General features: G+C 64.1%; 16 protein-coding genes and 1 tRNA gene. 7 read left to right on the plus strand and 10 right to left on the minus strand.

The window, feature by feature from the left end; all coding sequences use genetic code 11:
- Positions 1-304 precede the first annotated feature (304 nt).
- Positions 305-1,933, plus strand: coding sequence for a chaperonin GroEL (gene groL / locus ACQY4S_RS10645; RefSeq protein WP_428485174.1), 1,629 nt, complete (start codon positions 305-307; stop codon positions 1,931-1,933).
- A 349-nt stretch (positions 1,934-2,282) separates the two neighbouring features.
- Here the strand turns inward: groL and ACQY4S_RS10650 are convergent, their stop codons facing one another.
- On the minus strand, positions 2,283-2,510 hold the full coding sequence (locus ACQY4S_RS10650; RefSeq protein ID WP_428485175.1) for a hypothetical protein: 228 nt from the start codon (positions 2,508-2,510) through the stop codon (positions 2,283-2,285).
- Between the two features lie 154 nt (positions 2,511-2,664).
- On the opposite strand from ACQY4S_RS10650, the gene ACQY4S_RS10655 reads away from it, so the two are divergent.
- A complete protein-coding gene (locus tag ACQY4S_RS10655) occupies positions 2,665-2,865 on the plus strand; it encodes a hypothetical protein (protein ID WP_428485176.1) in 201 nt (66 codons plus the stop codon).
- Between the two features lie 49 nt (positions 2,866-2,914).
- On the opposite strand, the gene ACQY4S_RS10660 is transcribed toward ACQY4S_RS10655, so the two are convergent.
- The 6 genes from ACQY4S_RS10660 to ACQY4S_RS10685 all read right to left on the minus strand — a co-directional run bounded on the left by ACQY4S_RS10660 (position 2,915) and on the right by ACQY4S_RS10685 (position 10,249).
- Positions 2,915-4,204 carry an MFS transporter gene (locus tag ACQY4S_RS10660; protein ID WP_428485177.1) on the minus strand — a complete coding sequence of 430 codons (1,290 nt, stop codon included), beginning with the start codon at positions 4,202-4,204 and terminating at the stop codon, positions 2,915-2,917.
- A 213-nt stretch (positions 4,205-4,417) separates the two neighbouring features.
- Entirely contained in the window at positions 4,418-5,716 is a 1,299-nt protein-coding gene (locus ACQY4S_RS10665; protein WP_428485178.1) for an MFS transporter, read from the minus strand.
- 435 nt (positions 5,717-6,151) lie between these two features.
- A tRNA-Val gene (locus tag ACQY4S_RS10670) sits at positions 6,152-6,226 on the minus strand.
- A 425-nt stretch (positions 6,227-6,651) separates the two neighbouring features.
- Positions 6,652-8,451: a methyltransferase domain-containing protein gene (locus tag ACQY4S_RS10675; RefSeq protein ID WP_428485179.1), complete on the minus strand. Its 1,800-nt coding sequence runs from the start codon at positions 8,449-8,451 to the stop codon at positions 6,652-6,654.
- 400 nt (positions 8,452-8,851) lie between these two features.
- Complete coding sequence (locus tag ACQY4S_RS10680; protein ID WP_428485180.1) at positions 8,852-9,883, minus strand: hypothetical protein; 1,032 nt, start codon at positions 9,881-9,883, stop codon at positions 8,852-8,854.
- A gap of 111 nt (positions 9,884-9,994) precedes the next feature.
- Positions 9,995-10,249, minus strand: a complete 255-nt coding sequence (locus tag ACQY4S_RS10685; RefSeq protein WP_428485181.1) for a hypothetical protein — start codon at positions 10,247-10,249, stop codon at positions 9,995-9,997.
- A gap of 255 nt (positions 10,250-10,504) precedes the next feature.
- Here ACQY4S_RS10685 and rsmG point away from each other — a divergent pair, with 255 nt between their 5' ends.
- Positions 10,505-11,101 carry a 16S rRNA (guanine(527)-N(7))-methyltransferase RsmG gene (rsmG, locus tag ACQY4S_RS10690; RefSeq protein ID WP_428485182.1) on the plus strand — a complete coding sequence of 199 codons (597 nt, stop codon included), beginning with the start codon at positions 10,505-10,507 and terminating at the stop codon, positions 11,099-11,101.
- 135 nt (positions 11,102-11,236) lie between these two features.
- On the opposite strand, the gene ACQY4S_RS10695 is transcribed toward rsmG, so the two are convergent.
- Positions 11,237-11,929 (minus strand): SDR family NAD(P)-dependent oxidoreductase, encoded by a 693-nt coding sequence (locus ACQY4S_RS10695; protein ID WP_428485183.1) that lies wholly within the window; start codon positions 11,927-11,929, stop codon positions 11,237-11,239.
- A gap of 314 nt (positions 11,930-12,243) precedes the next feature.
- Between ACQY4S_RS10695 and ACQY4S_RS10700 the strand changes: the two genes are divergently transcribed.
- The 4 genes from ACQY4S_RS10700 (at position 12,244) to ACQY4S_RS10715 (ending at position 16,322) form a co-directional block, all read left to right on the plus strand.
- Positions 12,244-13,881, plus strand: a complete 1,638-nt coding sequence (locus tag ACQY4S_RS10700) for a long-chain-fatty-acid--CoA ligase (protein ID WP_428485184.1) — start codon at positions 12,244-12,246, stop codon at positions 13,879-13,881.
- A gap of 5 nt (positions 13,882-13,886) precedes the next feature.
- Positions 13,887-14,651, plus strand: a complete 765-nt coding sequence (locus ACQY4S_RS10705) for a thiamine phosphate synthase (RefSeq protein ID WP_428485185.1) — start codon at positions 13,887-13,889, stop codon at positions 14,649-14,651.
- Between the two features lie 190 nt (positions 14,652-14,841).
- Positions 14,842-15,957: a serine hydrolase domain-containing protein gene (locus tag ACQY4S_RS10710; RefSeq protein WP_428485186.1), complete on the plus strand. Its 1,116-nt coding sequence runs from the start codon at positions 14,842-14,844 to the stop codon at positions 15,955-15,957.
- Positions 15,954-16,322: a VOC family protein gene (locus ACQY4S_RS10715; RefSeq protein WP_428485187.1), complete on the plus strand. Its 369-nt coding sequence runs from the start codon at positions 15,954-15,956 to the stop codon at positions 16,320-16,322. Before ACQY4S_RS10710 ends, ACQY4S_RS10715 begins: the two co-directional genes overlap by 4 nt.
- 345 nt (positions 16,323-16,667) lie before the next feature.
- Here ACQY4S_RS10715 and ACQY4S_RS10720 read toward each other — a convergent pair whose 3' ends face one another.
- Both ACQY4S_RS10720 and ACQY4S_RS10725 read right to left on the minus strand, forming a co-directional pair.
- The gene (locus ACQY4S_RS10720; protein ID WP_428485188.1) at positions 16,668-17,450 is read right to left on the minus strand and encodes a fumarylacetoacetate hydrolase family protein; all 783 of its coding nucleotides are present in this window, start codon (positions 17,448-17,450) and stop codon (positions 16,668-16,670) included.
- Between the two features lie 3 nt (positions 17,451-17,453).
- Complete coding sequence (locus ACQY4S_RS10725; protein WP_428485189.1) at positions 17,454-19,157, minus strand: AMP-binding protein; 1,704 nt, start codon at positions 19,155-19,157, stop codon at positions 17,454-17,456.
- Positions 19,158-19,202: the final 45 nt, after the last annotated feature.

The raw sequence follows: 19,202 nt of genomic DNA on the forward strand, positions 1-19,202 counted from the left end.
GCTTGGTTTTACCAATCGGCAACCATGGCTCGACCACGTATTTGTCGAAAACCTTGGTGCGATCAGCTTTTGCACTGCCGGACCCTTTCCTTAAAGCGGGCTGAAGCTGACGGGCCCCTGGCACTCGCATGGGAAGAGTGCTATCTACCAGGTGTTGGCGACTTACTGTCTTGCCTCGACTGGTTCTTCCCCGCCGCCAAAATACCAGTCATTCATGCCATTTCTAACAACACACGCGCGGTTCGTCTCCGGCAGAGCCGGTGATGCGCCAAGCGGACCATGGTCTCAAGAAAGGATAAGGCAAATGCCTGCGAAGGACGTTCGGTTCGGTAACGATGCCCGAAGCCGCATGCTGCATGGCGTGGATCTTCTCGCCGAAGCAGTGAAGGTCACACTTGGTCCCAAGGGGCGCAGCGTGCTTTTGGACAAAAGCTATGGCGCACCCCGGCTGACCAAGGATGGCGTGACGGTTGCCAAGGAGATCGAGCTTACCGACAAGTTCGAGAACATGGGCGTGCAGATGGTGCGGGAGGTTGCGTCCAAGACCAATGACATCGCTGGCGACGGCACCACCACGGCGATCGTGCTGGCCCAGGCCATCGTGCGGGAAGGCATCCGTGCCGTGTCCGCCGGCATGAACCCGATGGACCTGAAGCGTGGCGTCGACAAGGCGGTCGTCGCCCTGGTCGAGGAACTGGCCAAGCGCAGCAAGAAGATCACCACCCAAGCGGAAACCGCGCAGGTGGGCACGCTGTCAGCTAACGGTGAGGCCGAGATCGGCCGCATGATCGCCGAGGCCATGCAGAAGGTCGGCAACGAAGGGGTCATCACGGTCGAGGAAGCCAAGGGCATCACCACCGAACTCGACATCGTCGAAGGCATGCAGTTCGACCGCGGCTACATGTCGCCGTACTTCATCACCAACGCCGAAAAGATGACTGTCGAGCTGGAGCAGCCGTATATCCTGCTGCACGAAAAGAAGCTGTCCGCCCTGCAAGCGCTGCTGCCGGTGCTGGAAGCAGTGGCGAAATCCGGCCGTCCGTTGCTGATCATCGCCGAGGATGTGGAAGGCGAAGCGCTTGCCACGCTGGTGGTGAACAAGCTGCGCGGCGGCCTGAAGGTTGCTGCCGTGAAGGCGCCTGGCTTCGGCGACCGCCGCAAGGCGATGCTGGAAGACATCGCGGTGCTCACCAAGGGTACGGTGATCAGCGAGGACATCGGCATCAAGCTGGAGAACGTCACGCTGGACATGCTGGGCAAGACGAAGAAGGTGCTGATCGACAAGGACAACACCACGATTGTCGAAGGTGAGGGCAAGAAACCCGACATCGCCGCGCGCTGCACCCAGCTACGCGCACAGATTGAGGAGACGACGTCCGATTATGACAAGGAGAAGCTGCAGGAACGGCTCGCGAAGCTTGCCGGCGGCGTGGCCATCATCCGGGTCGGCGGCGGCTCCGAGACCGAGGTGAAGGAGCGCAAGGACCGTGTCGATGACGGCCTGCACGCCACCCGCGCCGCGGTCGAGGAAGGCATCGTGCCAGGCGGCGGCGTTGCGCTGGCGCGGGCTTCCCTCATCCTGGCCAAGCTCAAGGGCGACAATGAAGACCAGCGGGTCGGCATCGAGATCGTCCGCAAGGCAGCGCTCGCGCCGCTGCGTCAGATCGTTGAAAATGCTGGCGAGGACGGCGCGGTGATATCCGGCAAGGTGCTGGAAAAGGACGAGTATAGCTGGGGCTTTGACGCGCAGAGCAGCGGCTACAAGGACCTGGTCAAGGCTGGCATCATCGATCCGACGAAAGTCGTGCGAACGGCGTTGCAGCATGCCGCTTCCGTTGGCGCGCTGATGATCACCACCGAAGCGATGGTTGGGGAACGGGTCGAGAAGCCCGGCAATGGTGAAGCATCATCGGGCGGCGATACAGGCTATTGAGCAGCAGTCACGCGGCTTGTTGGTAGACCAGGCGTGCCATGGCAAGGTCACAGTGCCATGGCACGCGTTTGTGGAGCGAGCAGGCACTGGATCACATCGAAGCCGATTGCCAAGTCAATGCGGTGACCGGCTGGCTTCTGCGCCAACAGGCTTAGACCTGGGTCCGAGGGCATCGTGGCGTGGTTCTCCGTGAGGTATCGGCGGACGCGACTGGCCGGATCGACGGCAGTCAGTCGGGACAGAGTCGGATGGTGGCATCGGTGACCGTTCGACATCAAATATCTCTGGCTTTGAATTAATGTTTTTACAATCGGAAGGCGAAATTGATGACCATAAATCCAGCCGATGATCAGGGCGATCCGAATAATGAAGATGACATGCGCTCAGAGGCGATGAAGAACCAGTTGCGCAGCGATGTCTCATCCTGGAAGGCCGGGCGGTCGGAAGAGTCCTCTCGGCAGGCTGAAACCGCCGTATCAGTGACAAAACCGGCGCCGTCTAGGCCCGCCACGCGGGCAAAAACCGTGAAAGCGGTCGCGACAAAGCCGGCGGACGACAAGAAAAAGCCGTTCAGCATGTCGTATGACGGCACGACCCAAGCGGACTATATTACATACATGATTTCTCGTGGTGCCCGATAAACCGCATCGGTGCTGTGGCCTCGGTGGGGTTCGGCGCCTGAACCTCAACGATCACATGCGGCCACAAGGCAAAAACGTTATGAACGAATAATGATAGAAACGACATATCGGATCGTTCGGCGTGAGGACGACACCTTTGCGGTTGAAGTGCTCCGTTTCGGTGCGCTGCCGCAAATGGCGGCCGGGTTCGCGACGGAAGCCGCGGTCATGGGCTGGATCGCACAGGACAAAAGGCTGAATGCATCCAGTCCGACGCCGACCCTTGCTGCCCGCAAGTGGGGCAAGGGCTGAGCCTGCCGCCAGGATACGACATCCGCGACAGCCAGGCCGTCGCGGATGATTAAGCGGGAAGCGGCCGCCCCGCCGTCTCCGGCGCCATCGCGATGGCCGGAAGTCCAACCAGATAGATGACTGATACTGCGGTTATGGCCAGCGGATAGGATCCGGTCATCGCAACGACGATACCAACAATCGTTGGTCCGATCGCGCCAAGCACGCGACCCAGGCTAAAGGCGAAGCCCGCTCCGAATGAACGCTGTGATGTCGGGAAAAGCTCGGGCAGCCACAGCGTGAACAGGGCAAAGACCCCATTGGTAAAAAAGCCCAGCGGCGGCAGCAGCCAGATGAAAAGTTCGACGCTGTCCAGGATCGTCACAGCGACGACATAGGCGGCAATAACCGAAATCAACGATCCCACGAAAAAGATCGCCGCCGCTCGGCGCCGTGGCCCGATCAAGGTCGCGATCCACGGCATCAGGCCACACGCCACCAGGGTGCCACCGTTTAAGAGCAGCCCGCTGACCGACGCGGTATGCTGTGCCACCGCCATCGGTATGCCGGCCGCCGTCAGCTTGGAGATGATCAGTGTCGGCGCCCAGAACGTGCATGACCAAAGACCGAAGATGATGCACGCCATCATGCTCGCGGCTGCCCAGGTGGTGCGCGCTTGCGGGCCGCGAAACAGCGAGTCGGCACCCGCCACGGCAGTCCTGGCGACGCCCGTCCGCCACACCTTGGGTTCCGGCACGTTGCGCCGCAGCCAGACCGTCAGCAGAGCCGGCAGCACGCCCAGCAGGAACACGCCGCGCCAGCCTATGACGGGCACCAGGAACGATGCACCCACAGCCAACAGGCCACCGATCGGCGTCGCCGTGTGCAGCCAGCTCGCCAGGCGGATGCGCATCTGCTCCGGCACCGACTCCTGCAGCATCGGCGTGCCCGCGGCCCATTCGCCTCCGACACCAAATCCGGCGAGAAAGCGAAAAACCGCGAAGGACGTCAGGCTCCAGGCGAGACCGCATAATGCCGTCGCGACGGAGTACATCAGAATCGTCAGGCACATCACCTTGACCCGCCCGATGCGGTCGGCGAGCCAGCCCCAGAACATCGAGCAAGCCCAGCCCAGCATGAAGATCGAGAACAGATAACCACCATACTGAGCGATATTGCCCTTGGTCGGCTCCAGCCCGCCGGTGCGCAGCAGATCAATCAGCGCCGGGACCAGCACGAAGATGTAAAGGCCGCTGTCAAAGCCGTCGAGCATCCAGCCGCTCCAGGCGGCCCAGAAGGCTCGGGCTGGCGAAACCGACACGTCGTCGGTGTCCGCCACATGGACGGTTGCTGGCGGCATCGGCTTCCTCCCGTTCTTATGTGTCGACCGAAAATGGTTATAACGTCAGGCCCGCGCGGGTCACCTCACGGTCTGGCCATTGCCAAGCCGTGGTTGGCGCACGTCGCAAACGGCCATGCAACCCGTCCAGCAAGTGCGTGATGTCCTTCCAGAATGCTGTCGGTTGGTGGGCAAAACGCATTGGCTGATACGGCGCACTTCCTGATTGCGGCGCTAAATCGGGTGAGCGACACGCACCAGAGCGGCACCGACAGGGCGGCGTGTCATCGTCAGGGTCACGACTGCGCCAATGATCAGCAGCGCACCGGCCAGCAGGAAGGCACTGGTGAAACTGCCGGTTGCTGCAACGATATATCCTGTGGCGATTGGCGCGGCCAGACCGAAGATGTTGCCACCGAGCTGGATCCAGCCGATCGCCGCCCCGATGCTCTTGCCGGCATGCAGCAAATCGTTGGTCAGCGCGTAGGTGTTCACGAACACGCTCTGCACACACGCCAGCGAGAAGGTGATTTCAACCAGCAGCAACACCTCGGAGCTCGTATAGGGCGCCAGCACCATGACCGAGGCGCCAAACGCGAGGATGACCACGGCATAGCGTCGTTTGCCCGCCTGCACCGCCGCCGGCGTGAGCATGTGGTCGCACAGGCGTCCCATCCCGATCGTCAGCACCATCGCGCCAAAGTAGCAGATGCCTGTTTGAAAACCGGAATGCAGGATGTTCAAGCCGCGGCTCTGCACCAGGTACGTGGGCAGCCAAGTCAGGAACAAATACTGCGTGTAGTTCACGCAACCCTGCACCAGGAACAATCCCCACATGGTCTGGTAGCCGAGCAACTCCCTGAGCGGCATTGCCTGGGTCTCGGTCGTGCCGCCCGGTGAACGGTCGCGCAAAATCATGCGCCGCTCGGCCTCGGGCAGCCAGCGCGCGTCTTCAGGATCGCGAAATAGCAGCAGCCACATGGCCACCCAGATGAAACCGAGGACCCCGGAAAACACGAAGGCGAGGCGCCAGCCGATCGTGTTCACCAACCAGGCGATGGTGATCGCGGAAACAGCGGTGCCGAACGCCGGACCCGAACCCGAGATCGAGAAGGCCAACGCTCGCTCACGCACCGGTGCCCATTCTCGTATCGCGCGGGCAGCGAGTGGAAACGTCGGAGACTCGCCGATGCCCAGCAGCAGCCGGGTGAAAAACACAAAGGGGAAGCTGGTCGCTGCACCAGTGAGCGCCGTCGCCGCCGACCAGAAGGCGATGCATCGTGCGGCTGTCTTCCGCGTCCCCCACCGATCAAGCATCAGTCCGGCCGGCAATTGGCACGGCGCGTACGACCAGATAAAGGCCGACAGCAGGTAGCCGCCGGCGATCGGTGTCAGCGCGAATTGTTGCGTCAGCACCGGCATGGCGATGGAAAGGACAGTGCGGTCAAAGTAGTTGATCAACGTCATCGCGAATAACAGCCCGTACACGATGAACCGCTTGCGGCTTGGCCGTTCCCTGCCGATGTCGGACATCACGCTCCCCCACAATTTTGCCCCCACCATGAAACCGCTGACTGGACTGGTCAATTTCACGGCTGCCGCGCCACTGGCGGGGGCTTGCCGCCTTTGGTCGGTCGCAGTGGAAATGCCGACTGGGCTCGCTTGCGACAGCGCATCAGCAACGGCGCCTGATCGGCGTGGATGGATACGAACGCACCCTCATAACGCTGGCGCCGCATTCGCCACTGGATGCGGGCGAGCGAAATGCCGCCCATCAGGCAACGTCGCAAAAATAGAGGGCGGCGCGTGTCGCCTCGGTTTGACAGGAACTAACCTTTATCCGCTTCCACGGATCAGAGGGACGGCTTGGCCGGCCCAGCCATTGGATCAGCCTGGAGATAGGGCAGTCTCCCGCTTGCTTCCGGCACTCAAGCCAGTTCGGCCGGCCAGCCACTTCGTTGATCCGGATGGTGGGCGCGACAGGGATTGAACCTGTGACCCCCGCCGTGTGAAGGCGATGCTCTACCGCTGAGCTACGCGCCCATCCCTGCCAAAGCCAATTTTCCTACTGGCTTGACGGATGACCCGCAAGCCCTTTCTCACCGTCCCGCTCTGCAGCGACTTGCATCAAGAGAGCACCAGGATGGGTCATTTTTATGACGAAAGCTACCGGGCGCTGAGTCCATGCCCTACACCAGCCTCACCGCCACGACATACCCCACCGCCCGCGATTTCGACCGCATCGGGAAATGGCGGAGTATCCCGCGTTCCGCCTCCGCTCCTGGCCCGGTCCCCGATGCGGCGATTTGGCAGCGTCATGCCGTCAACCTAAATCCGCCGATGCCAGGAGGCTGCCATGACCGCCGCCGTGCTGGAACGCGCACCCGACCGGCTGATCAGGCTCGACGATCGCGACTACCGCGCTGCCCTGGCACGCGCCGCGACCGCTGGGGAATACGCGTCAAGCGTCACCAGATCCTGCTACCCACGTTGGCCGCCGGACTGGATCGCCGCAGCGCCTTGGCCTCCTGCTTTCGCCCGAGGACCTTCAGAGCCAGGATTTCCCTGTCCCGCGCCAACGGCATGAGGCTAACGGCTGACCCGCCTCGCCCAGCGGCGCAGGCCCGGTCGCAGGCCGCGCGAAGTTGCCGCAGCAGATCAAGCGCGCGCGCGGCCCCACCCTCCCGCCGTTGCAATTCTCGTACGGCGGCGCAGAAAAGCGCGTCCAGCTCATCGTCGGCCAGCAATATGCCAGGCACCGTCGCGCGGGCTTCCACCGCCTGAACAACGTCCGCCAGACGATCAGCCTCGTCAAGCTGCGCGGCATTGATCAGCGACACGAAGATCCGACGCCGGTACTGCTCGGTGCGCAGCGGCTGCCCGTCGCGCCGAGCTATCGCGTCGGCGGGGGACGCGCCCAGCGCGTCGAACCGCTCCGGCAGGTTCTTGGCGCCGCCCTCGGCCGCGCACAGCAGCGCTTCAGCGCCCGCGACCCAGCCCACATCCTCGGCGTCGCCGTCATCGGACCCGATGCGCTGCAGCGATCGCCGAAGCCGGTCACAGGCATCCGCTGCGCGCTGCAACACGTCCCCGACCGCACTCCGCCGCTCGCCGGCGAGCAGACGGTGGAAGGCGCGGTGCAGCAAGACGGGCCCCAGACACAGGGGTTCACGCACCACCAGGCTATCCAGCGACTCTGCCGCCGTGTCGGCGACGGAATTGGTCGCGGCTTCCGGATGGGAGCCAAACCGGCGACGGCAGGCGGTGGAGAACGCCATCCAAAGAGCGTCCGCGGCCGGACGGTCAGCCGCGTTGACCGCTTCCCGGTAGGTCCGCGCGGTCAGCCCGAACCACAGGTCACTGTCAGTGTCCGCAGCCTCGGCCGCATCGCGCAGGTAGCGGCGGTACTGGTCACGAAAGCCAGGATTGGCCGCCCCAGGATAGTTTGTCATGGTGGCGAATGAACCCTGCGGCAGCGGCCCGCGCCGGCATTGGGCGATGAGCTGGCCACCGCCGACGCGACGGACATCGACGTCGACGAAGCCGGCATCGTGCAGGATTCCGGCAAGACTGGACGCGCTCTGCAGAACGAGGTGATAGCCGATTGACAACAGCGGCACCAGAATGCCGCGCGGCGTGGCGGGACTAACGGCCTCCACGTCGGGCGTTGTCAGCACAAGGCTGCCGCCGTCGCGCAGAGCGGATCGCAAGGTCCGCGCGAAAGCCGGCGGCGACGCTACGTGCTCGATCACCTCCGACGCCATCACCACATCGAACCGGTCGCCGAGGGCTGGATCGTCGATCACGAGGTAACGCGACTCGATCGGCAGGTCGAGGCAGGCGCGTCCGGCGGCCGCGAAGGGTGACGGATCAAGTCCGACGACGTTCCAACCGAGAGCGCGGCGAGCGAAGTCCAGGCCGAAGCCGAAGCCGCAGCCAACCTCGAGCAACCGGGTGCCGGCGGGTCGATCGAGCGCCGCGACATTCGAGGCGATGCCTGAAAGGCCGGCACCTTGCTGCAGATAGAAGGCAAGGCCGCTGCCGCCATCCGCCTGTTCAGCGGCATAGTCGGCGGTCTTCGCCGGGTAAACGAAGCCGCAACCGCAGGCGGGGCAGCGGAGCAGACCAACGCGGCCGTCCGCGGTCGTGGCGTGCGGCCACGGCGCGCGCAGAATGAACTGTTTACTCTCGACATTCCCGCAGTTCGGGCAGACCGCCAGGGCCGTGAATGAGGCGGCCGCCGCTGGCCACTCGATCGCTTCAATCATGTTGGCTGAGGCTCCGTTGCGGATCGGCTGACGACGAGACAGTGGCAAACCGAGACGTGGCCTGAAACAAACCAGGTATCGATGATCATCATGCAACACTATTTGCCGTGTCGAGGTTGGCGCGGCAAGGACGTCGTCGCGCATATCGCCCATCGACATCATCGCTGATGCCATCATCGCACCGCAACCGTCCAGTCGCCGCTGTGCCATTCGGAAAGGCTGTCGTGCCGCCCGATCGCATGTCAGCCGCTAGCACCTCAGCGACAACGGAAACAGGTACGAAGACAATGCCTTCGTGCCTGTCTGTCGGGACGGTATGGCTTTGCCTGACCGGCGCCGCACCTGCCTTCGCCTGATCGTCAGCCTTACCGAGCGGCGGCAGGCCCTGGCTGCGCCGCCATCAGCTATTGCCATGGATATACATATAGTTGCTGCCATCAGAGTTGCCGTAGCTGACGCTGAGTTTCCCGTCAGTCAGGTCGACTGACGTGTAGCCGGCAAGCGTCAGCGAGGCAGTCGGGCCACCGGTCTGGGTCGCGTGCAGGGTCAGGCCGGTGTTTCCCGCGGCGCCTTGGCCATCCACCCGGGAGAGGCCGAAATCCTGCGGCGTAACACCCCAGATCGTCGCGGCATCGCCTGCGTGGAAGTTGACCAGCGTAGACCAGATCGGTGCCGTTGCCGCGCGGTCGTCGACGAAGAACGTATCGGCGCCGGCACCGGCACCCGTGCCGCTACCCCCTGTGAGGAAGTTCGAGCCGGTGCCGCCGTCCAGAACGTTCTGACCACTGCTGACCTGCAGTGCGTCTTCCCCCGCCCCGCTGTGCAGGAAGACGTTCGCCTGGGTGGTCGACATGTTCAGGCTGTGGCTGGAGATATCAATGAACTCGCTGGTCAGGTAGCTGACCGGGCCACTGTAGGCAGTCATCGCCTGCTGCCATGTCGTTCCGGTAGTGGTGTCCGACAGCGCGGCCTCCGGCAGGCTAGAGGTGAAGCCGGCGGTGATGCTTCCAGTCTGGTTCACATCAAAGCCGACAACCTGACCGGCGTCGTTGATGCCATTGATCGTGGTCGCTGATGCGTTGGGCGCATCGACGGTCGTGTAGTTGCCGGCGCTGTAGACGAAGCCGTGCGATGTGCCTTTGGCGTCGTTGTAGAAGCCGACGACCTGGCCCTGGTTGTTCTCACCTAGCGCCTGGGTGAAGCTGGAGCCTGGCGCCGACAGCACGGTCAGCGAGCCGTTGTTGTCGATGAACCCGTCGGAGGTGGCGGCGGTCGGCATGAAAAAGCCGACGACCTGCCCGGCGTTGTTGACACCTGTGGCCTGGCTGTTGACGTTGGTCGGCAACAGCGCCGTATGAGTGGCATTGTCGAGATAGTTGTAAGTGCCGTTGTTGACGAAATATCCGAGCTGATCGGTCAGTCCATTGACCATGTCCGACGAATAGCCGGCCAGTTCACCCTTGTCGTTGATCCCGAGCAGCTGGTTGAAGGCGGTGCCGGGCGCATCAAGCTTGGTGAAGGACGGGTTCGCGTTGCTGCCGGATCAGATAAACCCGTTCGTCACACCGTTGCCGTCGACGTAGAATCCGGCAACCGTGCCTGAATTGTTGATGCCGACGGCATCCGTGGCGGTGGCGCCTGGCGGGGTCAATGTCGTGAAGCTGCCGTTCGCGAGCGAGAACGCCGCATTGGCGTTGGCGTTGTGAACGCCCACGATCGTATCGAAGTCGTTAATGCCGAGCGCCTGGGTGAACAAGGTCTCCCCCGGGGCGATGATGGGGTTAAACGTGTAGGCCATGGCGCTTGATCCTTCTGACGTGACGGCCCGATGTCCGGGCGGAGGGTGATGCGGCCGTCCGATGAGTTTGTTATCGTGCCGGCACGAGCGTCATCTACCCGGCTTGCCGCCTCGGTTTCGTGACCCAGGTCACGTTGCGCTCCCCTTATGATTTTTTATCAGAACAGCGGAGTGACTCGGGTTGACGGGCGCTGACGGTCCTGCTGGTTGTCCTGGCGCCAGGTCGGGCGGTCTGAATCAGGAAGATTGCCGCCGATGGCACTGGATCTTGCGATGAAGGAAAGACTGGACCGTTTCACGGCGCTGCTGTTGCATTGGAACGCCACGCTGAACCTCATCGCCGCGCGCGATGCCGCGGTGGTGTGGGACCGGCACATCACCGACTCCCTGCAACTGGTGCCGCTGCTGCCGGCTGGCGTCACCCGGGGCGTGGACCTGGGAACCGGCGGCGGGTTCCCCGGTCTGGTGCTGGCGCTGGCGACCGGGATCCCGTTCGACCTGATCGAAGCGGACCGGCGCAAGGCATCTTTCCTGCGAACCGCGGTGCTGGAGACCGGCGCGCCGGCGTTCGTGCACGCCTGCCGCATCGAGGCGGCCGACGTCGCTCCGGCCAGTCTGGTCACCGCCCGCGCCCTTGCCCCGCTGCCCCGCCTGCTGCCGCTCGCCGCCCGGTTGCTGTCCGTGGACGGCGTGTGCCTGTTCCTGAAGGGCGCGAAAGCCGACGCGGAACTTGCGGAGGTCCGGCAGCGGTGGCGGATGACGGTAACCCGCTTCCCCAGCCAGACAAGTGCCGACGGGGTCATCCTGCGTATCACGGAATTGAGCGCAGGGCTTTCGCCGGACGCTGCCTAGGCGGCAAACCTGCGACTGAGCATTGTGATCAGCGCGGCGCGTGTTGGCCTCGCTGGATCTTCGGTATCAGCGCATTCCAACTATCGCGGCGGCTGCTGACCTTATCAGGGTATGAACGGCCAGGACATTGCCGGTTCAGAATTTCTCAACCCAGGGTCGCAACTCAACCTCCCAGGTCCAGGCGCTGCGCGTCTGGTTGGCAACGTGCCAGTAGCTCTCGGCGATCGCGTCGGGGTCCAGTGTGCTGTCGGGATTTTCGTTTGAATCGGATCGGTGAGCGCTCCGGATGCCGCCGTCGATGATGAAATGCGCGACGTGAACGCCCTTGGGCGCCAATTCCCGCGCCAGGCTCTGCGCCAGGCCGCGCAGCGCGAACTTGCCCATCGCGAAGGCCGAGGAATTCGGGTAGCCCTTCACGCTCGCCGAGGCGCCCGTCAGCAGGATCACGCCCGAGCCGCGGGCGACCATGAGCCTCGCCGCCTGCTGTGCGACAAGGAAGCCGCCGTAGCCGCTGACGGCAATCGCACGCGCCACTTCTGTCGGATCGAGATCGGTCACCGGACCGCGTGCCCGCGCGCTGGCGTTGTAGACCACGATATCCGGCACGCCTTGCGTGGCGACCACCACGTCGAACAGCGCGGCGACTTCCTCGGGTTCGGTGGTTTCGCAGGCGAAGGTGACGCCGGCCGTCTCCTCCGCCAGCTTCGCCAGTTTGTCCGGGTTGCGGGAGGCCATTGCCACCTGCAGCCCATGTTTGGCGAACAGGCGCGCCAGCGAGGCGCTGAGGCCCGGCCCGACGCCAACGATCAAAGCGGATTTCAGGTCCATGCTAACGCTCCTTACGGCTGATTATGGCGCCATTACTATAGGCCGCATTCAGGCAAACCAGCCACACCACCGCATCGGCCACGGCAGCCCTGCCCAGGCGCATCATCGATGACATCGCACGGCTGTCTGGCCGCGTGATGGCGTCCGACAACCACTGTGACGCGGGTGGGGCCGGTGCGTCATTCGATGGCTCGTCGCAGGTCCGGTGTCGCCGGAGCCTGTAACCATGGTTGCGCCGATGGTCGCCCCTTTCTCCGCCCGGCCAATACCGTATCATCCCCTGTCAACGAACAGCCAAACCGGAGGTAACGATCGTGCTCGCCCTGATGCAACCTCATGCACTGATGATTTCCTCGATCCTGACGCACGCCGCGCGGCATCACGGGTCCGCCGAAGTCATCTCCCGCACGCACGAGAACACCACCCACCGCTACACCTGGGCGGATGTCGAGCGTCGCGCCCGTCGCCTGGTTCGCGTCATGCACCGCTTCGGCGTCACCGCGCACGACCGGGTCGGCACCCTGGCCTGGAACGGCTATCGGCATCTGGAGGTATATTACGCCGCCTCAGGGATGCAGGCGATCTGCCACACTATCAATCCCCGCCTGCATCCGGACGATATCGTCTACATCATCAATCATGCGGCCGACGCGGTGCTGTTCGTGGACAGCAGCTTCGCGCCCCTGATCAGCGGCATCGCGCCGCGCATCGCGGACACCGTGAAGACCGTCGTCATGCTGACCGATCCGGCGCACATGCCGGGGGTGACGCTGGCGCCCGGGATGACGCTGGCCTGCTACGACCAGCTCATGGATGACATGAACGACGATTACGTCTGGCCGACCTTCGATGAGAACACCGCCAGCGCGCTGTGCTACACCTCCGGCACCACCGGGCGGCCGAAGGGGGTGCTGTACAGCCACCGCTCCACCTTCCTGCACGCCTATGCGGTCGCGCTGCCGGATGTGCTGGACGTCCGCGCCACCAGCCGCGTGCTGCCGGTGGTGCCGATGTTCCACGTCAACGCCTGGGGCATTCCGTATGCCGCGGCGCTGACCGGAGCATCCCTGGTGCTGCCTGGCCGGCATCTGGATGGCGCCAGCATGGCGACCCTGCTCAACACCGAAGCCGTCACCTTCACCTGCGGCGTTCCCACCGTCTGGCTCGGCCTGCTGCAACACCTGCGCGGCAGTGGCGAAAGGCTGGAAACCGTCAAGCGGATCATGACCGGAGGTTCCGCCGCGCCGCCGCTGCTGATCGAGGCGTTTCGCGACGAGTATGGCGTGGCGGTGGAGCACGGCTGGGGGATGACCGAACTCAGCCCGGTCGGCACCTATAATGCGCCGAAGCCGGCCCAGGCTGGTCTGACGCCGGATCGGGCGACGCAGCACATGCTGAAGCAGGGCCGCATCCTGCCGGGCATCGACATGAAGATCGTCGATGGCGATGGCGTGGACCTGCCCTGGGACGGGGTTGCGTTCGGCGACCTGATGGTGCGCGGGCCGTGGATCGCCAACGCCTACTACGGCGATGAACCCGGCAGCGCGCTCGACCAGGACGGCTGGTTCGCCACCGGCGACGTGGCGACGATCGATCCGGACGGCTTCATGGAGATCACCGACCGGTCGAAGGACGTCATCAAGTCCGGTGGCGAGTGGATCAGCTCCATTACGCTGGAAAACATCGCCGTGTCACACCCCGACGTGCTGGAGGCCGCGGTGATCGCCGCCACGCACACGAAATGGGATGAGCGTCCCCTGCTGCTGGTCGTGGCGCGGCCCGGTCATTCGGTCGATCCCGCCTCGGTGCTGGCGCTGTATGCGGGCAAGGTCGCCAAATGGTGGCTGCCGGACGAGGTGGTGGTGGTGGACGAGCTGCCGCACACCGCAACGGGAAAGCTGCTGAAGACGAGTTTGCGGACGCGCTACAAGGATCATTACCTGCGGGCGTAGTGCGGTTGGACAACAAGCTCCTGGCCTGGGGAATGCGGCCCGGCGTGGCCTCGGACACGCCGATGGCGCGGCGTTCCCTCTCCTTGAACGTCATCCCCAGGCACCCGGTGCCGCGGGATATTGTTGGACAGGAAACCCGTCCCGAGCCGCTGTCCGTCGCGGCTGCCGGCGCGATCCTCCCCGGCATGCCGGTTCGGCCGGGGGAGGTGGTGTTTCGTCGATCAGGCGGCCGGCCGCGGGTTCCCCGCCTCTGGCTGTTCACTGACGATAAACGATTACCCAACCCCCGCGCCGCCGTGGCACGCCTGCCGCCGAACGCGGCGGGGGTCATTCTGCGCCATGACGCTGATCCACAACGGGCGGCGCTGGGCCGAGACCTCGCGCGGATCTGCCGACAGCGACGGCTGCTGCTGGTTGTCGCAGGCGATTCGCGGTTGGCCGCGGCGCTGGGCGCCGGAGTGCATCTGCGCGGTGGACGCTGGCCAGCACCAATCCGGCTGCGGGGTGTCATCACCAGCTCGGCCCATTCGGTGGCGGAGCTGCGGCGGGCCGCGCGAGCGGGCGCTAGGCTGGTATTCCTGTCCCCCGCCTTCCCGACAGCCAGTCATGCCGGCGCACCGGGTCTGGGGCCGCTGAGGTGGGCAGCAATGGGGCGACACGCTGGCACCTCCACACGTCTTGCCGCCCTGGGCGGGATGAACGGCAACTCCGTCAGGCGCCTGCCGGCGGATCTGTGCCAGGCAGTTGGAGCAATCGACGCCCTGAGTTGAGGCGACATGAAGCATCTATCGAGCCTGTCCCAGCCCATCCGTGCACCATTATCGGAGACGGATCACCGGATCAGGTCGAGCATGGAAAGGTGGCGCTGCCACACGGGCCTGGCTCACCAATTGGCGCCAGACGTTAGGCGGCGTAGCCTGAGCCGGACGGCTTGTCGCCAACCCCCAGGAGGATACCAGCATGCCTAACTTCTATCCGCTTCCCGAATCCAATCCTTCGGCACTGGGTTTCGCGGCCAGGCCGCTCGACCACCTCGACGCGCTGATCCAGAGCCACATCAGCGAAGGCCGCTATCCAGGCGCGCAGATCGCCCTCGCCCGTAACGGCAAGCTGGCGCTGTTCCGCACCTACGGCAACGCGCGGACCGAAGGCGGCACCATCCCGGCAACCAACGAAACCCTGTTCCTGCTGTTCAGCCAGACCAAGGTGCTGACATCGTCCGCCGTCTGGACCCTGGTGGAGGACGGCAGCCTGTCCTTCATGGATCGTGTCGCCGACCACCTGCCGGAATTTGCCGCGCGGGGCAAAGGTGACATCACGCTGCAGCAGGTGATGACCCACCAAGGCGGCTTCCCCAACGGCGACGTGACGCAGGCCACCTGGACCGACCACGCCCGGATGCGAGCCGAGGTTTGCGACTTCTCGCTGGAATGGACGCCGGGATCGAAACTGCAATACCACGGCAAGGCCGCGCATCTGGTACAGGCAATGGTGATCGAGGCGGTGACCGGGCAGGATTTTCGCAACGTCATCCGTGAGCGGGTCATCCAGCCCCTGGGCCTGGGAAACGACATCATGGTCGGCGTGCCGGAGGATCAGCAGGTGCGCTGCGCCGACACCTATGGGCCGGAGGCACGGGACAACTCCGCCGCCTTCCGCGCCGCCGGCCTGCCGAGCGGCGGCGGTTACGCGACAGCGCGCGGGATGGCGGCGTTCTACCAGATGCTCGGCCATGGTGGGCGGCTGGGCAACGTGCGGCTGTTCTCGCCACGGCTTATTGCCTATGTCTCCCGTGGCCACACCGGGGAATCTCCGGATCTGGCGATGACCGGCATCCCGATGCATCGCGGTCTGGGGCCGCACGTTCGTGGGGAAAGTGACCGGATCCGCGGTCTCGGCACAATCGGCGCGCCGGTGACGTTCGGCCATGGCGGGGTTGGCAGCTCTTACTCGTGGGCCGATCCCAGCAGCGGTGTCTCCTTCTCCTACCTTACCAACTTCGTCTCGCCCGACCCGTGGCATTCGGCTCGGCTCGACCGGGTGGCCAACCTGGTGCACGCGGCGATCGACGGATGATCGATCATGTGACGGTTGGGGTTGGCAATATCGCGCGGTCGAGGGCGTTCTATGACCGGACGCTGACCGTCATCGGGATTGAACGTCTCGCTTCGAACGGAGACGCATTTGCGGGATATGGTGCTGGCAAGAGGGCGTTCTTCTGGATTGGCCTGAGGACGGATCCAATCACCGGTGCTCATGTTGCGTTCGCCGTCTCGGATCGTGCCGCGGTCGACCGGTTCCATGCGGCCGGTCTGGCGGCCGGCGGTCGCGACAACGGCAAGCCGGGCCTGCGGGTGCAGTATCATCCGGACTACTATGGCGCGTTCATATTGGACCCAGACGGGCACAACATCGAAGCAGTCTGTCGAACGGTCGGATGACAGCCCGTTGTTATACCAGCCGACCAATGAACTGGCCGTTTTGTCTGCGGCCGGTCGGCTGGTATCTTATTGATTTGACGCGCGGCCGCCCCACCAACCCTACGTGCGATACCAGTCAACGCAAGCGTCGACTGGTATTATCCTGCGGCATGGGCGTTGAATTAATGGAAACTGCTTTTGCCTGCCGTCGGGCATCGGGCAGGACCTCAAGTTTCATTGGCGGCAGGTCGGCTATGCCGGCGGCAATTGATATCAGCAGCCCAGGGCCGGCTGCTATGCGCGCGAGGTTGGAGGGGCGGCCGCGCGCGAAAGCAATCCGATATCAACGGCCCGTTGGAATCTTTATCAGCCCGCCCGCACCACCGGATTGCTCAGTGTGCCGATGCCGCTGATCTCAACCTCGATGTGGTCGCCGTGCTTCATGTTCGCGGTCGCCCCCTCGGTGCCCATCCACATCATGTCGCCGGGATACAGCGTCAGGCAGCTCGTCATCGCCACCAGATAGTCAACCACGCCGAAGATCATGTGGTTGGTCGAGAATTCGATATGCTGCTCGCCATTCAGGCGGATCCTGGTCACCAGATCTTCCAGCCGGACATCCGTCTCGATCCACGGCCCCATCGGCTTGAACGTGTCGGTGTTCTTCGCGCGCCACATTGTGCGATCGGATTTCTGCCACGTCCGCTCACTGACATCGTTGCCGATGGTATAGCCCAGTACGGCGGACAGCGCGTTCTCCCGCGTCAGGTTCTTGCACTCGCGGCCGATCACCACGACCAGTTCGCCCTCGTACTGCACCTGCTCGGTGGCGTCCGCCGGGATCACGATAGTCTCGCCCTGCGCGATCAAGGCGTTGTTGGCGCGGTAGCCGATATCCGGCTGGGTCGGCAGGTTCGGCTTCTGGCCGATCTTCGCCGCCACCTCGCGCACGTGTTCCGGATAGTTCATCCCGGCGGCGTAGAAGGTCGGCGGGATCATTGGCACCAGCAGCTTCACCTCGTCCAGCTTCAGCTTGGCGCCCGTTCGCTCCCAGCTTTCGAACGGCGAGCCGCGCACCGGGATCAGCGTGTCGTCCTCCACGACGGCATAGGATGGCGTGCCATTCTGCTCAAAACGTGCCCAGCGCATGGTTCATTCCCCCGGTTGCAGGCTTGCGGTCAGTTCTTCCGTCATTGTCGCACGCATCAGGTATTTCTGCATCTTCCCGGTTACCGTCATCGGGAATTCCTCGACGAACCGGACATGGCGCGGCACCTTGTAATGCGCGATCTGGTCCTTGCAGAACGCCTTCACATCGTCCTCGGTCAGGGTTTCGCCGGTCCGCAGCTTGACCCACGCGCACAGTTCTTCACCGAAACGTTCATCCGGCACGCCGAACACCTGCACGTCCAGGATGGCCGGATGGCGGTACAGGAACTCCTCGATCTCCCGCGGGTAGATGTTCTCGCCGCCGCGGATGACCAGATCCTTGATGCGGCCGACAATCGCGCAGTAGCCGTCGGCGTCCATCGTCGCCAGATCGCCAGTGTGCATCCAGCCGGCCGTGTCGATAGCCTCCGCCGTCATGTCCGGCTCATCCCAGTAGCCGAGCATGACGCAATAGCCGCGGGTGCAGAGTTCCCCGGTGACGCCATGCGGCACGATGCGGCCTTCGGCATCGACGATCTTGATCTCGACATGCGGATGCGGCCGGCCGACGCTGCCGACCTGCTTGTCCAGCGAGTCGCCGATGCGGGTCTGCGTGCTGACCGGGCTGGTCTCGGTCATGCCGTAGCAGATGGTGATCTCGGTCAGGTGCATGTCGCGGATGGCGCGCCGCATGATCTCGATCGGACAGGTCGTGCCGGCCATCACGCCGGTGCGCAGGCTGCTCAGATCAAAGCTATCGAAATCCGGATGATCCAGTTCGGCGATGAACATCGTGGGCACGCCATACAACGACGTGCAGCGCTCCGCCGCCACCGCCTGCAACGTCGCGAGCGGGTCGAAGCCCTCGCCTGGGAAGACGATGGTTGAGCCGTGCGTCATGCAGGCCAGCGTGCCAATGACCATGCCGAAGCAGTGGTACATCGGCACTGGGATGCAGACCGCATCCTGTTCGGTGTAGTGCAGGACCTCGCCAATGAAGAACCCGTTGTTAAGAATGTTATGGTGCGTCAGCGTGGCGCCCTTGGGCAAACCCGTGGTGCCGGAGGTGAACTGGATGTTGATCGGATCATCGAACTGCAGGACCGACGCCAAGTCCTTCAGGCGCCGGCGTTCGGCGTCCTGGCCCAGATCGGCGATCGCTTCAAACGCGAAGGCGCCGGACGAGGCGCCGCCAATCTGGATCACCGACCGCAAGGCCGGCAGGCGAACCGCGTGAAGCGCGCCGGGTTGGGCGATGGCGAGTTCGGGGGCGAGCGTGTTGATCATGCCAATGTAGTCGCTGGTCTTGAAGCGCGTGGCGGTTATCAGTGCCTTGCAGCCAACCTTGTTCAGCGCGTACTCGACCTCGGTCAGGCGATAGGCCGGGTTGATGTTGACCAGGATCAGGCCGGCCTTGGCGGTGGCGAACTGGGTGACGGCCCATTCGGCGTTGTTCGGCGACCAGATGCCGATCCGGTCCCCCGGCTGCAGGCCCAGCGCCAGCAGCCCGGCGGCGAAGGCGTCCACCCGCGCGCCGAACTCCGCCCAGGTCCAGCTTATGCCCTGCTGGCGGGCGATCAGCCCCGTCCGACCACCCCAGCGCGCCACGGTGCGGTCGAAATGCACCCCGATCGTCTCCCCGATCATCGCCTGATCAGAGGCACCATGCGCGTAGCTCAGCCCCGGCTGGATTGGGACATCGACCATTGGTGACTGCCTGGGACGTTGTTGTTATGCCAATACTGCGTCCTC

This window comes from Rhodopila sp., from assembly GCF_965276935.1.
Classification (GTDB): domain Bacteria; phylum Pseudomonadota; class Alphaproteobacteria; order Acetobacterales; family Acetobacteraceae; genus Rhodopila.

Excerpts from the sequence above, each read along its gene's own strand:
- groL (WP_428485174.1), top strand. The coding sequence starts at position 305 with ATGCCTGCGAAGGACGTTCGGTTCGGTAACGATGCCCGAAGCCGCATG.
- ACQY4S_RS10650 (WP_428485175.1), bottom strand. The coding sequence starts at position 2,510 with ATGCTGAACGGCTTTTTCTTGTCGTCCGCCGGCTTTGTCGCGACCGCT.
- ACQY4S_RS10655 (WP_428485176.1), top strand. The coding sequence starts at position 2,665 with ATGATAGAAACGACATATCGGATCGTTCGGCGTGAGGACGACACCTTT.
- ACQY4S_RS10660 (WP_428485177.1), bottom strand. The coding sequence starts at position 4,204 with ATGCCGCCAGCAACCGTCCATGTGGCGGACACCGACGACGTGTCGGTT.
- ACQY4S_RS10665 (WP_428485178.1), bottom strand. The coding sequence starts at position 5,716 with ATGTCCGACATCGGCAGGGAACGGCCAAGCCGCAAGCGGTTCATCGTG.
- ACQY4S_RS10675 (WP_428485179.1), bottom strand. The coding sequence starts at position 8,451 with ATGATTGAAGCGATCGAGTGGCCAGCGGCGGCCGCCTCATTCACGGCC.
- ACQY4S_RS10680 (WP_428485180.1), bottom strand. The coding sequence starts at position 9,883 with ATGGTCAATGGACTGACCGATCAGCTCGGATATTTCGTCAACAACGGC.
- ACQY4S_RS10685 (WP_428485181.1), bottom strand. The coding sequence starts at position 10,249 with ATGGCCTACACGTTTAACCCCATCATCGCCCCGGGGGAGACCTTGTTC.
- rsmG (WP_428485182.1), top strand. The coding sequence starts at position 10,505 with ATGGCACTGGATCTTGCGATGAAGGAAAGACTGGACCGTTTCACGGCG.
- ACQY4S_RS10695 (WP_428485183.1), bottom strand. The coding sequence starts at position 11,929 with ATGGACCTGAAATCCGCTTTGATCGTTGGCGTCGGGCCGGGCCTCAGC.
- ACQY4S_RS10710 (WP_428485186.1), top strand. The coding sequence starts at position 14,842 with ATGCCTAACTTCTATCCGCTTCCCGAATCCAATCCTTCGGCACTGGGT.
- ACQY4S_RS10715 (WP_428485187.1), top strand. The coding sequence starts at position 15,954 with ATGATCGATCATGTGACGGTTGGGGTTGGCAATATCGCGCGGTCGAGG.
- ACQY4S_RS10720 (WP_428485188.1), bottom strand. The coding sequence starts at position 17,450 with ATGCGCTGGGCACGTTTTGAGCAGAATGGCACGCCATCCTATGCCGTC.
- ACQY4S_RS10725 (WP_428485189.1), bottom strand. The coding sequence starts at position 19,157 with ATGGTCGATGTCCCAATCCAGCCGGGGCTGAGCTACGCGCATGGTGCC.